Annotated in this window: 13 protein-coding genes; 7 read left to right on the forward strand and 6 right to left on the reverse strand. The window is 47.1% G+C overall.

Going from position 1 to position 13,505, the window contains the following annotated elements:
• Positions 1-69: 69 nt before the first annotated feature.
• The gene (der, locus tag BLW68_RS01900) at positions 70-1,548 is read left to right on the forward strand and encodes a ribosome biogenesis GTPase Der (protein WP_092789579.1); all 1,479 of its coding nucleotides are present in this window, start codon (positions 70-72) and stop codon (positions 1,546-1,548) included.
• Positions 1,549-1,559: 11 nt separating this feature from the next.
• Positions 1,560-3,815 carry an arginine/lysine/ornithine decarboxylase gene (locus tag BLW68_RS01905; protein WP_092789581.1) on the forward strand — a complete coding sequence of 752 codons (2,256 nt, stop codon included), beginning with the start codon at positions 1,560-1,562 and terminating at the stop codon, positions 3,813-3,815.
• A 121-nt stretch (positions 3,816-3,936) separates the two neighbouring features.
• On the opposite strand, the gene BLW68_RS01910 is transcribed toward BLW68_RS01905, so the two are convergent.
• From BLW68_RS01910 to BLW68_RS01925, 4 genes are all read right to left on the reverse strand, one after another.
• Positions 3,937-4,725, reverse strand: a complete 789-nt coding sequence (locus BLW68_RS01910; RefSeq protein WP_092789583.1) for a ferredoxin--NADP reductase — start codon at positions 4,723-4,725, stop codon at positions 3,937-3,939.
• Between the two features lie 131 nt (positions 4,726-4,856).
• On the reverse strand, positions 4,857-5,174 hold the full coding sequence (locus BLW68_RS01915; protein WP_092789585.1) for a CcdB family protein: 318 nt from the start codon (positions 5,172-5,174) through the stop codon (positions 4,857-4,859).
• Complete coding sequence (locus tag BLW68_RS01920) at positions 5,174-5,419, reverse strand: type II toxin-antitoxin system CcdA family antitoxin (protein WP_092789588.1); 246 nt, start codon at positions 5,417-5,419, stop codon at positions 5,174-5,176. Before BLW68_RS01920 ends, BLW68_RS01915 begins: the two co-directional genes overlap by 1 nt.
• A 272-nt stretch (positions 5,420-5,691) precedes the next feature.
• Positions 5,692-6,261, reverse strand: a complete 570-nt coding sequence (locus BLW68_RS01925) for a gamma-glutamylcyclotransferase (RefSeq protein WP_092789591.1) — start codon at positions 6,259-6,261, stop codon at positions 5,692-5,694.
• Between the two features lie 240 nt (positions 6,262-6,501).
• On the opposite strand from BLW68_RS01925, the gene BLW68_RS01930 reads away from it, so the two are divergent.
• The 5 genes from BLW68_RS01930 to BLW68_RS01950 all read left to right on the forward strand — a co-directional run bounded on the left by BLW68_RS01930 (position 6,502) and on the right by BLW68_RS01950 (position 9,672).
• Positions 6,502-6,768 (forward strand): barstar family protein, encoded by a 267-nt coding sequence (locus BLW68_RS01930; protein WP_092789594.1) that lies wholly within the window; start codon positions 6,502-6,504, stop codon positions 6,766-6,768.
• 81 nt (positions 6,769-6,849) lie between these two features.
• Entirely contained in the window at positions 6,850-7,314 is a 465-nt protein-coding gene (locus BLW68_RS01935; RefSeq protein WP_092789595.1) for a hypothetical protein, read from the forward strand.
• 109 nt (positions 7,315-7,423) lie between these two features.
• Entirely contained in the window at positions 7,424-7,978 is a 555-nt protein-coding gene (locus tag BLW68_RS01940) for a hypothetical protein (RefSeq protein ID WP_092789597.1), read from the forward strand.
• Positions 7,979-8,082: 104 nt separating this feature from the next.
• Positions 8,083-8,625, forward strand: a complete 543-nt coding sequence (locus tag BLW68_RS01945; protein ID WP_092789599.1) for an imm11 family protein — start codon at positions 8,083-8,085, stop codon at positions 8,623-8,625.
• 168 nt (positions 8,626-8,793) lie between these two features.
• Positions 8,794-9,672: a hypothetical protein gene (locus BLW68_RS01950; RefSeq protein ID WP_092789603.1), complete on the forward strand. Its 879-nt coding sequence runs from the start codon at positions 8,794-8,796 to the stop codon at positions 9,670-9,672.
• A gap of 196 nt (positions 9,673-9,868) precedes the next feature.
• Here the strand turns inward: BLW68_RS01950 and BLW68_RS01955 are convergent, their stop codons facing one another.
• Entirely contained in the window at positions 9,869-10,696 is an 828-nt protein-coding gene (locus BLW68_RS01955) for a MipA/OmpV family protein (protein ID WP_092789606.1), read from the reverse strand.
• 275 nt (positions 10,697-10,971) lie between these two features.
• Positions 10,972-13,449 (reverse strand): serine hydrolase, encoded by a 2,478-nt coding sequence (locus tag BLW68_RS01960; RefSeq protein WP_177172127.1) that lies wholly within the window; start codon positions 13,447-13,449, stop codon positions 10,972-10,974.
• Positions 13,450-13,505 lie beyond the last annotated feature (56 nt).

Below are 13,505 nucleotides of genomic sequence, written 5' to 3' on the forward strand. Positions count from 1 at the left end.
CGTTAACAGCGGTTAAAGTTTTAAACAGGCCTGTATCGGGCCTGTTTTGTTATTTTTGAGGTTCACATAATGTTGCCTGTCGTTGCCCTGGTAGGGCGAGCCAATGTCGGTAAGTCGACACTTTTTAACCGCTTAACCCGCACCCGTGATGCGCTGGTAGCAGATTTTCCCGGCCTGACCCGCGACCGTAAATACGGCTCGGTAAAGTATGAAGGGCTGGAATTTATTGTGGTCGATACCGGTGGTATTGATGGCAACGAGCAGGGCATTGAAGTAGAAATGGCAGAGCAGTCGCTCAAAGCCATAGATGAAGCTGACGTAGTGCTGTTTATGGTTGACGCCCGTGTTGGTGCTACCGTAGGTGATGAAGCCATTGCTGCGCATATTCGCAAAGTGGAAAAAAAGGTATTTGTAGTAGCCAATAAAACCGATGGCCTGGATGCTGATACCGCAGTGGCAGACTTCTACAGTTTAGGTTTGGGCGAGGTGTACGCCATTGCTGCTGCCCATGGCCGTGGTGTGTCGGTGTTATTAAACCAGGCTTTAATTCCATTATTAAGCGAAGAGCAGCAAAAGCTGCTGGCCGGCGAAGTTGAACCGGAAGAAGGCCCGGTACTTGAAACCCTTACCGAAGAAGAAGCTGACGCCGAAGCTGCACGCCTGCGTAGCGAGCATATTAAACTGGCTATTGTTGGCCGGCCGAATGTGGGAAAATCTACACTAACTAACCGCATTTTGGGTGAAGAACGGGTGGTAGTGTTCGATATGCCCGGCACCACGCGCGATTCTATTTATATTCCTATGCAACGCAACGAGCGCGAATATACCCTGATAGACACTGCCGGTGTGCGCCGCCGCGGCAGAATTGACGATATGGTAGAGAAGTTCTCGGTAGTTAAAACACTGCAGGCCATTGAAGATGCCAATGTGGTGATTTTAGTACTGGATGCCCGCCTGGGTATTTCGGATCAGGATTTAAGCATTTTAGGCTTTGTGCTTAATGCCGGCCGTTCACTGGTTATTGCGGTGAATAAATGGGATGGCTTAAATGACAGCATCAAAGAGGAAATTAAGCGCGAACTGGACCGTCGCTTAGGTTTTATCGACTTTGCCCGGCTACATTTTATTTCTGCATTGCATGGTTCTGGTGTCGGTAACCTGTTTGAATCGGTGGAAGAAGCTTTTGATTCTGCTACCAAGCGCCACAGCACCGCCTTGTTAACCCGTATTATGAAAATGGCGCAGGAAGATCACCAGCCGCCTTTGGTGCATGGCCGTCGGGTAAAACTGAAATACGCCCATGCCGGTGGTTACAACCCGCCGCTGATCGTAATTCATGGTAATCAGGTAGACGACCTGCCAGATTCCTACAAACGTTATCTGATGAACTATTATCGTAAGGCACTGCAAATGATGGGCACGCCCATTCGCATTGAGTTCCGCGAAGGTGAAAACCCGTTTGCACCAACGAAAAAGAACACTGAAACGCCGCTGCAAAAGTACAAACGCGAGCGGTTAATGAAAGCGCGTAAAAAACTGGACCAATAAGGACCAACGGCATGAATTTTCGTTTCCCGGTTATTGTTATCGATGAAGACTTTCGCTCAGAGAATATCTCTGGTTCTGGCATTCGTGATTTAGCGCAGGCCATCAGCAGCCACGGCTTTGAAGTAGTAGGTTATACCAGCTATGTCGATTTAAGCGCCTTTGCCCAGCAGGCAAGCCGTGCGTCTTGCTTTATTTTATCGATAGACGATGAAGAATTCGGCACCGGCAGCGCCGAAGAAGTGGCCAAAGCATTAAGCGAGCTGCGTACTTTTATTAAAGAAGTACGTAAGCGCAACGCCGATATTCCGATTTTTCTCTATGGTGAAACCCGTACCACCCGCCATGTACCGAACGACGTACTGCGCGAGCTGCACGGCTTTATCCATATGTTTGAAGATACGCCGGAGTTTGTTGCCAAGCACATTATCCGCGAAGCGAAAAAGTACCTTGATGCCTTAGCACCGCCATTTTTTAATGCCTTAATGGATTACGCCTCTGACGGCTCATACTCCTGGCACTGCCCGGGCCACTCCGGTGGCGTGGCGTTTTTAAAAAGCCCGGTCGGCCAGATGTTTCACCAATTCTTTGGTGAAAATATGCTGCGTGCCGATGTCTGTAACGCGGTAGATGAATTAGGGCAGTTGCTGGACCACACCGGCCCGGTAGCTGAAAGCGAAGCCAACGCAGCGCGTATTTTCAGCTGCGACCACCTGTTTTTTGTTACCAACGGTACCTCTACATCTAATAAGATGGTGTGGCACTCAGTAGTGGCTCCGGGTGATATAGTAGTAGTAGACCGTAACTGCCATAAATCGATACTGCACTCGATTATTATGACCGGCGCTATACCGGTGTTTTTAATGCCTACCCGTAACCATTACGGTATTATCGGCCCGATCCCGAAAAGCGAGTTTTCGCCAGAAGCTATCGCCAAGAAGATAGAAGCCAACCCCTTTGCCCGTAATGCCAAAAACAAAAAGCCGCGCATTTTAACCATTACGCAAAGTACCTACGACGGTATCTTGTATAACGTGGAAGAAATCAAGCAGGAGCTGGGTTCAACCATCGATACGCTGCATTTTGACGAAGCCTGGCTGCCGCATGCCAGTTTCCATGATTTCTACAAAAATATGCATGCGATAGGTAAAGACCGGCCGCGCTCAGAAGACACCCTGGTGTTTGCCACCCAGTCGACGCATAAGTTGTTAGCCGGTTTATCGCAGGCATCGCAAATTCTGGTGCAAAATGCGCAGAACCGTAACCTGGATACGCACCGTTTTAACGAGTCGTACCTGATGCACAGCTCTACCAGCCCGCAATATGCCATTATTGCCAGCTGTGACGTCGCCGCTGCGATGATGGAAGCGCCAGGTGGCACGGCGCTGGTAGAAGAAAGCTTAATGGAAGCCATCGATTTTCGCCGTGCTATGCGCAAAGTGGATGCCGAGTTTGGTGACGACGACTGGTGGTTCCGCGTATGGGGCCCGGACGAGTTACCCGAAGAAGGCCTGGGCACGCGCGATAACTGGACCTTGCATGCTAAAGACAGCTGGCACGGTTTTGGCGCTATCGAGTCGGGCTTTAATATCCTCGATCCGATTAAAGCCACCATTATTACCCCTGGCTTAAACCTGCACGGTCAGTTTGATGAGCAGGGCATACCGGCCGCTATTGTCAGTAAGTATCTGGCCGAGCACGGTATTATTATCGAGAAAACCGGCCTGTACTCGTTCTTTATTATGTTTACCATAGGCATTACCAAAGGCCGCTGGAACTCTATGGTAACCGAACTGCAGCAGTTTAAAGACGACTACGATCAAAACCAGCCGATGTGGCGTATTATGCCGGAGTTTGCCAAAAAGCATCCGCGCTATGAAAAAGTTGGCCTGCGTGATTTATGCCAGCAAATTCACAATATGTACCGCAAGTTTGACGTGGCCAAAGTCACCACCGAAATGTACTTATCTAATATTGAAACCGCGATGACGCCAGCTGATGCCTGGGCCAGAATGGCACACCGCGATATTGAGCGGGTATCGATTGACGAAATTGAAGGCCGCGTAACAGCTATGCTGGTAACACCGTATCCACCGGGCATACCGCTGATGGTACCGGGCGAGCGCTTTAATAAAATTATTATCAGCTACCTGCAATTTACCCGCGCCTTTAACGGTGCCTTCCCAGGCTTTGAAACCGACGTACACGGTTTAGTGCGCGAAATGGTAAACGGCGAGCTGAAGTACTTTATTGACGTCGTTAAAGAGTAGTGCTGGATGTTGAGTGCTTAGTGATGAGTTTTTAGTGTTGAGTGTTTAATGCTAACGACTCAGTTTAGCGTTTGAAAGACCGGGTTGGTATTATGCCTTCCCGGTTTTTTTATTTGGTCCGTTACTTTTCGATAAAGGCTTGTTCAATCACGTAATGGCCCATAGTGCGTGAATTGGCTTTTGCAAAGCCACGCTGATCCAGCATAGCCATTAGCTGCTGCAACATGGCATCGTTGCCGCACAACATAAATCTGTCATGCTCAGGGTTAAGGGCAGGCATACCAATATCGGCCAGTAACTTACCACTGTCCAGCAGATCGGTGATACGTCCCTGGTGTGGCACGCCGTTTCTGACATAGTCTTCCCGTGTCACTGTGGGGTAATAAATCAGCTTTTCACGAACTTCTTCACCAAAGTAAGGGTTGGCCGGTAGCACATGTTCAATTTCATGCTGGTAAGCCAGCTCTGAGCGCCAGCGCGTGCCATGCACCAGAATAATTTTCTCAAAACTCTCGTAAATAAACGGATCGCGTATAATGCTCATAAAAGGCGCCAGCCCGGTGCCGGTGCTTAATAAATACAAATGTTTACCGGGAATAAGGTAGCCGGGTATCAGGGTTCCGGCAGGTCTTACCGTCAGCATAATCTGGTCGCCAGCTTTGATATTCTGCAGCCTTGATGTCAGCGCACCGTCAGGCACCTTGATGCTGAAAAACTCAAGCTCTTCATCATAATTAGGGCTGGCGATACTGTAGGCGCGCATTAACGGGCGACCACCAACCTCAAGCCCAATCATAACAAACTGACCGTTTTCAAAGCGAAAAGACGACTCGCGCGTAGTTTTAAAGCTAAACAGCGTGTCATTCCAGTGATGAACATCGGTAACAATGGCATTGATAGTATTACGCATAACAGTCCTTACTTAGTGGCCCAGAGCGCAATTATGCCACAGGGCGTCAAGTGATAATAGTTATCATTAGCATGGGGCTTGCTTCTGGCAGTAATTAAAGCCGGGACTGTTAAAATCTGCTGTACCGTGCGCTAAATGCCGTTAACTAAAAAATCTATTGCGGCGATAATATGTGCTCTGTGGGCAGCTAGTGAAGTTTCCTTCTCTTGCAAAAAGCTAACAGAGACAGTCGTCAGTTGGTAAGTTAACAGAGCAAATTTTGTGCCCTCAATTTCAACGACAGGACAAAGATTCTTGGGGTAGCTTTTGTCAGATTGCTGCAAGGGCGTTAATGGTATTACTACCCTGCTATTAAGGCTATCGAGTAGATCGTTTTGAATATCAATAAAGTAGGGATAAACCTTATTGGTGTTTTGATCAGTATTAACGTACAGGTCGAACTGTGCCATCAGAATGCGCGATGATTGTCAGAGAAAAGACCATTTTGTTCAGCAAGTTCATTACAGGCTGCAATGGATTCACGGTTTTCTTGCAGCCACTGAATGCGTTTTTCCTGACGGATTTTTTCTGTCAGCGCCCATTCCAGAGTGGCCGACAGGTTTATGTTCAGACGACGAGCCTCTGCCAATAACTCTCTGCTTATGGTGAGATTTGTCGCTTTTTTTGCGGCTGTGTTACTCACTAAAGGTTGCATCCGATATTCTCCTAACATATATAGTGCGCATTATTAATGCGTATTATCCTAGTTGCACCAACTTACTAAGTCAAGCAACTAGCCGACCTTGCTAGCAATGTCGTTACGCTTGCTAATCACGCGCTTTTACCGCAATTATCAGACGGCGCTAAGCAACGGAGAGCCAAACTTGTCTGTAGCTTGCTCAGCCAAGGCATTGTTAGAATTATGAATTGCTATGTAAGTGTCAGAATTTTTGCCGGGGCATTTTTTTAACGCTGACGCCAATGCTGTTACGGCGACAGCGCCAACAATTGCCGCTCTATGGCAAATACATGCTCATCCTGCTCATTCATATCACGCAGCGCCTGCGCCAGCTTTAACAGGTATTCACTATTCGGGCCGCTTGGGCCACGGCTTTTGGCAATATGCGCGGCAATTTCAGCATCACTGGCAGGGCCTAAATAAGCCTCGTTATCGGGGCTGGCTAAATACACCACGCCTCCTGTTTCGCCGGGTTCATGCAACCAATGCAGGGGCGTAAATACACGCAGGTAACCGTTTTTCTCGCGATGGTCCAAATGCTCAAAGGTATCCGGCGTAACCTGATACGCCATACCAACACAGCGCGCACCGGGTTCTTCAATTAGCGTTAATACCCGACCTGGCGCCTCCGGCGTACCACGATGATCATGCGAGCCCTGCCAAAACCGGCGCTGCCAGCCATAAATGCAGGCCGGTTTAGCGTCCAGATAATCAAAGTCGGTTTTGTAGATCAGTGAGCCATAACCAAACAACCAGACAGAGTCGAGGTGATCCAACGGCTGGCGCTGTTTATTCAGGGAAATAGTGTTGTGCGACATAACACTCTGCTTAGCCAAAAATAGCATTGTATTTTTATGCAGCGACCAGCGAAAGTCTTTATTAGACGGAGATTTCCATATTTGTCGATATGACTAAACTAAGCTGTACCTGTAAGCCGTTGTAAATAATCCAGAACCGCTGTAATGTCATAAACACAAAATTTACAACGCCGGAAAAAGTCCGTGTTTAAGTACGGATTTTTCCGCGGAATAAGCGTTAGCTGACTAGAAGCTCAAACTATGACACAACTTGACGTATCATCGATAAGCACAAGCGAAGAGCTTCATTCTCTTCTGGCAAGCGTGTTTAAATTCCCGGACTACTACGGCAAGAACTGGGATGCATTTGATGAATGCATCCGTGATTTCCCTCCGGAAGAGCCAATATACATCATGGGAATTAGCCAATTGTCTGAGCAATTACCAAGAGAAGCTGACCTTCTAAAAAGTTGTCTACAAGAGTTTGCTAACGAACAATCAGTGCCTTTCCAAGTTTATGTCAGCTAACAAGCGCCATCAAAAACGCGCCCTTTGGGCGCTCGACTCGCAACAAGTTGCTCGCGTTTGTGGCGAGCGTTAGGTTTTTGTATGCCCCGAGACCATGCAACTGAAGCTGATTACTATCTATACGGTATCGAGCTGGGAATACTTGGCTTCGAAAAAGCGATTGAATGGGCAGACAGTATCATAGAGTTAGAAGCTGAACCGGAAGTAGAAATCATTGATATCGCATTGGCTGCTCCCAAGGGCCGCAATGGTGTTATGGACGCTCTGAAAGAGGTAAAAGGTGTAAGAGATCCTCAAATGGCTGGAAGAATGCTGTTGAGAGATCTTAAATCACTTTTACAAAATGGAAGCAATTTAAAAGCTATATCTAGCAAAGCTTTAAATGTTACTTGGGTTACCCAAATGCCTGAAGAAATAAGATGGAAATTTGATCATATCGACGATGATATATCACTTGCGAAGCAGGGCATCTACTCTGATATTGAGCAATGCAAAATTGAGCTAAAAGAAATGTTGGAACTGTACCAATATCATGAAGCAACCTAACAAGCGCCATCAAAAACGCGCCCGTTGGGCGCTCGACTCGCAACAAGTTGCTCGCGTTTGTGGCGGGCGTTAGGCTACATATTTTGACGATCGTAATCCAAGGATAAAGATGACTGAAAAGAAATTCAAAGCATTAAAATACTACGTGATTGCAGTTACTGTATTTTTCGTAGCTGGACATCTGTTGTGGGAGCATTTAAATGGTGGAGTAATAAGCCATAATTTACTGCATCGTTCAGATTATCCCGCAATATCAAATTGGTGGGGACTATTAATTCTCCCATTCTTGGCTTGGCTTTCTACAGTACGGATAGAGAAGCGTGCAGCTCTTCAATCTGGTGACGCGCCAGTAAGGGCAAAAATTTTACGGGTTGTACTCATCGGTTTTTTCGGCATGCTGGTCTTGAGTCTTGTACAGTCACTAAGTTTTAGTGTTGGCTACGAGAACGTTGCAATTTACTTGTCTTTAGGTTTGGTAGTAGTCGGTTTATTCCTGCCTATATACAGAGCGGAGTGTCTTTTTGGTTATGTATTTGGCTCAATAGTTTTTACTGGAGCAATAATTCCGCTTATAGGTATATTGGTAATAGCGGGGATTTCATGGTTTTCTCACGTATGTATAAAGCCATTAGTTTTTCGAGTTATTAGGGCGCAACCACAGTAGTCTAGCCTAACAATCCGCGTCATTCTGGGCCTTCGGCCCCTGCGACGCTCACAAGTTCGCGCGCATGCGCGGGGCGTTACGTTTTTAAGTAGGAATCTGAGAGATTGAGTTACTACGAGCTAACCGATGATATTAATTTTCCGAACCGATGGTACCTAGGTGATGTTGCTTTTGCTGACAATTGGGAATTGGCAAAGCACCTTGATCCTGAGCGGGAGTATGAGGTTGAGGTCTATCGCGATGGCTCAGAAATGGACTACACACACAATGAAGCGTATGGCGTCAGTGTGGTAAGCAGAAAATTCAAAGAGGCTCTGGCTGGTATTTCTGGTATCGCATTCGCTAAGGCAAATATTATTGGCAATAGGCCAGACGGCGAATTCTATATAATGGCTGTCGCCAATGAAGTTGAGTGCATTGACGAAGAAAAATCGGAATTCCAGAAGTTCGAGGTAGATGATCCTGTCCGACCTGATAAGGCTGGTGAGTACAGAGGTTTTTTCAAGATGGTAGTCGATCCGAGAAAATGTACTGGCTTCCATATATTTCGGATTAAGGGATTTATTATTGCGGTGGTCGTGAGCGTTCAGGTAAAACAAAGATTAGAATCGGCAGGGGTTTTGGGTGTGCAATTCAAGTGCGTATAGCAAGTCAAAACGTAACAAGCGAAATCAAAAGGGTCAGTGTCATTGATTTTGGATTAAGACATATGAATAGCAGAAATATCAATGACTCTGACCCCGTAGATCTTCAAATGCAGAAAAGTTCGTGTTTTAGTACGGATTTTTGCGCCTAATAAACGTTAGAGCAAACACATGAATATACAAGATGAAATAGATCGGTACTGGGACGCGTACTACGAAGATTCTGGTTGGAAGCTAGATCCAAGATCTAGATTCAGAGGTATAAGAGATACAATTTCCGAAAGGTCTGTAGTCGGTGCAAGTGAGCATTATGAGCGTTGGAAATCTATATTAGAGTTTGGCATAGAGTGGTTGTCTTATGTTCATTTAGCTTTATCAAAGAATGATGATGCTGGGCCAAGAAATGAAAAATCAAGAGCAGCATGGGCGTTAACAGGTGCAGCGACAAATTTCGCTTGCTCAGTTAGAGATACATGCATCGCTGGTCATGAGACACCCTCAAAAGCACTGTTGAGAACGCTTACTGAAACACTATATCTTTGTATAGCTATTCTCTATGACGAGAAATTGGGACTTGATTATACTCAAGCGCAGGATAATAAAAAGGTAAAAGATTTTTGGCATACAAGTGCTTCACCTAAGAATTTGCACTTGAGGATTATCGAAATTGAAAAACAGTTTGGGTTAGAGCAGGAGGCAATTGATGTCTTCACCAAATACAGGATGAGTGACTATGAAGTGATGTCGCAAGCCTCTCATCTCTCCTTCGAACTTGCTTGCCAGACCTGTCTGCCAGAACCAATAGAGCGTGCTGGAGTTGTTGCGGTTGGTATTTGGGGGTGTGCAAGTAATCAAGCATTAACCTCTCTTTCAAAAGCGGCAAGAACAATATGGTATTTTTCTAAGCTGTCATACCCAAGGATTATGACGCTCGCCGCAGAGAGAAAAAGAGGGTTGCTTGATTTTGATTGTGAAGATGAAAATCATAGAGCTATAGATGCAGGTTACAAATTATACTCCCATATAATATTGGAAAATTGGAATGAATAGTTCTAACACATATGAGCCTTCTCGGAGTCAATAGGTAAAACCGCTCTTCTGGCCGCGCTAACGGGCAGGCCTTTGCTAGGAAAAGGGAGCGTAGCTAATTAATCACGTGGGAATCAAAAGGGTCAGTGTCATTGATTTCTGATCCCTTAGGTCTGGAACCGGCTAAAACCAGTCCCTTGCGCAAGCCCGGGTCGGGCTAAAATATATAAATAAATCCGATGCCTACTTCGGCTTCATAGTTGCTGCGGGCGATGGGGCTATTGCGCACGTCGCTACTAAAATGCTCATACAGCGCCTCGGCGAAGATCTGCCAGTTCTTGTTGATATTATGCCGGTAGTTGTAATCAATCCCGATGGAGCGTAAGCCGCCACTCAGCCTGGTTTCGTCTAAGCCCGATGCCGCCGACTGCTGTGCGGTGATGCCGAAACCTGTATTGGCATATTTGCTGTCGTGAAATACTGCCACGATATTAATTTCCGAACCGGAACCGTCGGTTTTATCGCCAAAGCGGCGGCCGACACCAAACAGGCCAAGATTGCCGTTGTCTCCGGTCACCAGCCGGCTTACCAACCAATAACGCCAGTCGTTGCTAAACGCCCGCCGTGCCTGCAGTACTACTTCAAACCCCTCTTCGGTATCACCAAGTCCGTCCAGACGACCATCATCAGAGTCACTTTCTTCGCGGCCCTCATCAAAGCCTATTAAGGCTTCCAGTAACCAGGTGTCAGCACGCAGGCCTCGCCAGCCCAAAGCTTCACCGGCAAAATAGAAGATGTCATTACCGCGGCGCCACTGCACAGCGCCCGCTGGCTGTATTTCAACACCAAATTCGTCTGACCCTTCGTAGGCAGTTTCATATTCAATACCCAAGCCCAGCCCGAAAGCCCAGCCATCTTTACCTCTGGTGAAGTCGTCTACTGAGGGCAAAGGGACCAGCGCCGTTTTGCCGTCTTGCGCCAATGCTGTTTGAAAGAAAAAACCATGTATGAAAATGATTAGCAGTAGACCGGTAAAGTTTTTCATGTAAAACCTCCTGTATGAGTTCGCAGAACGGCACCCGGGTGTAGGGTTGATTGTTAGATATACGTGTAATTTTGTTGAGAGATCTCAGATTGGCGCTTTTTATTTGAATTTCCGATTTGCACTGGTTTTTCAAATTATTAAGGGCAGATAAAAATTAACATCTATCTTTAGCAGAACCTCGCCTCGCTTGGTGGGCGAAGTGAAATACTTTATTTATATAGCAAAAGAGTAAAACGGTGACAGGCTCAGCCTCTTCTGAGCCTGAGCCTGATAGTTTAATTTGTGGCCCAGATCGCATGCCAGGCGGTTACTTGCAGTTGCTCGATAAAGCTATTGAGCTCTGCGTTTTCCACATCATCTGCATTGATCAGCACTATCAGCGCATTACGGCTAGCTCTGTCCAGTAGCAACAAGGTTGTTACGCCAGGGTCTGCGCCGTCATGCGAGGCATAAGAATGATCCAAACCCCAAAAATAGCCGATACCCTGGCCTAAATGCTGCTGATGCAACGGGCTGAACATGATGTTTTGTACCTTAGCTGTAATAACCGGATGATTATCAGCTAACAGCGCCATGGCAAATTTGGCCAGATCATTTGCTGAGGCCGTTAAAAAGCCATCCGGCCAGCTGTTGGCACCATAGGCAGGATAAGCAATAAACTCACCGTCAGTTTTGGCATAGCGTGTTGCTGTGTTGGCAATGCTGTTGCCTGTTATATCCCAGCGGGTTTGCGTAAGCTGCAAGGGGTCGGTTAGTTTTTCTGCAAAAAGTTCTGTGTAGGCTTTGCCTGCGCGTGCCGACATCAGTAAGGCTGCCGCTGCCGCACCAACATTAGAGTAGGCAAAATTATCGCCCGGTTGTATGTTGTCGTCCTGCTGGTAATTACCCTGGGTATAACGATTACCGGACTGCTGCAGGTAGTTTGGCAGAAATACCTCCAGTGCCTGATAGGCCGGTTCCGGACATGCCGTAGCAGTAAAAAGCGCATTGTATAAACTACTGCCGTCATCACTTTGAAAATAGCCACAGTTAACGTGTTCGCTGTCTAGAATGCCGCTGGTGTGCGACAGCAAGTGTTTGAACAAAATTGGCTGAGAAAAGTGTGCCGGCGGCGTCAGTTCAAAACCAATATTGCCGGACACGGGTAAATCCGGGCTAATTTGTCCGTCAGCTGCCATTATCGCCGCCAGTGTGCCATTAAATACTTTGCTGACCGATGCCAGAAAAAATGCGGTGTCTGAAGTCGCTGGCTGATTTTCGCTGGCCTTGCCGAAGCCCTGGCTATAAACCGGTTCGCCATTTTTCAGCGCGGCCAGCGCAATACCGGGCAGCGTTTTTTGCTGTAAGGCTTCTGCTATCAGTGCTTCTACATCGTTAAAGCTAAACGGCATGGCAAAAGATTTATTCACTAACGACAGCGCAGTGTCGTAAGCCTGAACCCGGGATAAGGCATTATCTTGCAATGAGAATACCGCCGTTTCAATATCAGCCGGTATGCCGGTTACTTCGTAGCTGTTGCCCTGCATATCCAGATAATGCTCATTAGATAAGGTTAACAGCCAACCGTTTGGCAGGGCGATTTGCAGCATATCTGACAGGGCACCATTGCTGGCTTCACCGAGGAGGGTTACCTGCGGTAAGCTTTTCATCATAATGCTGAAGGTTTCTGCCGCCGACACACTCTGTTGGCTGTTAATCAGCAATACCGGTTTGGTATAGGTTGTTGCTGCGGGGGAAAGCTTCAGGCTGACTAAACCGGTGGTGGCCAAACGGTTTTTTGCCTGTTTTTGTAATACTGCCTGTGGCTGGGTCAAAAAGTAGCGTACTAATTCGCTGCCAATATCGTCATAACCACCTTCATTAAAGCGATTGTCGATAATAATGGCGTCTGTACCGGCAAGATCTGCCATCATGGCCGCAAAAGCGGCTGTTGCCAGGTTAAAATCTCCGGCGACATCACGCTCATCGGCAGCATAACCTCCCAGGGCTCCCAGCATAATATAGCCAACGTTATTGTCGCTTTTGGCCCACCATAAAGGTTGCTCTGCGTCGGCTTGTGTTAGCGCTTTGCCAGCGTAAAGCTGCATCAGTTCCAGCGCACTGGTACGCATATCGGATAGCAGCTCCTCAGTGGAGATCTCTGCCGCCGCAGCGTAAGCAGCAATAGCGTTGGCAGGAGCCGCACTATAATCAACTTGTTCGCCATTGATTTCAGCCGACAGCGTAGTATGGCTATCATTAAAACCAGCGAGCATTTGCGCAAAAATTGTAAATAATACCTCATCAGTTAACTGCTCGCTGATCAAGGGAGCATACTGCTGATATCGCTGTTGCCAGTCGATTTGGCGCTCGGGCAGAAAGGCATAAAGATCGTTGATTGTGTGCCAGAACAGCTCAAAATTCTGCCTGGGGCTCTGTGTTGGCGCGACAGGATTGCGACATTTATCCGGTAAGCGGTTTAACCGTTTAAGCTGCACCGGAAAGGCCTGCGCGCCCGGCATAGTAAAGCTAAGATGGTTGCCTTTGTCAGAGAAGTTTGGCGCTGACATGTTCAGATCAGTCAGAGCACCTTGCTCACCGCGCCAGCAGAATTTGTCCAGTGCATAGTAAGTTTCATAATTGTGGTGGCTAAACACTATAATGTTGCCATAACCTGCTTGCTCATAAATGCCGGCAAGTTTGGCTGGTTTTGCTTTGTCATCGCTGCCGCATGCCGTTATTAATAATACCGTGCTAAGCAGTGCTAGTTTCATTCTTGTCTTCATAACAGTTTTCTCTGGGCTGGTAATAACTGCTTGTCACTTTATAA

Source organism: Rheinheimera pacifica (genome assembly GCF_900108485.1).
Lineage (GTDB): Bacteria > Pseudomonadota > Gammaproteobacteria > Enterobacterales > Alteromonadaceae > Alishewanella > Alishewanella pacifica.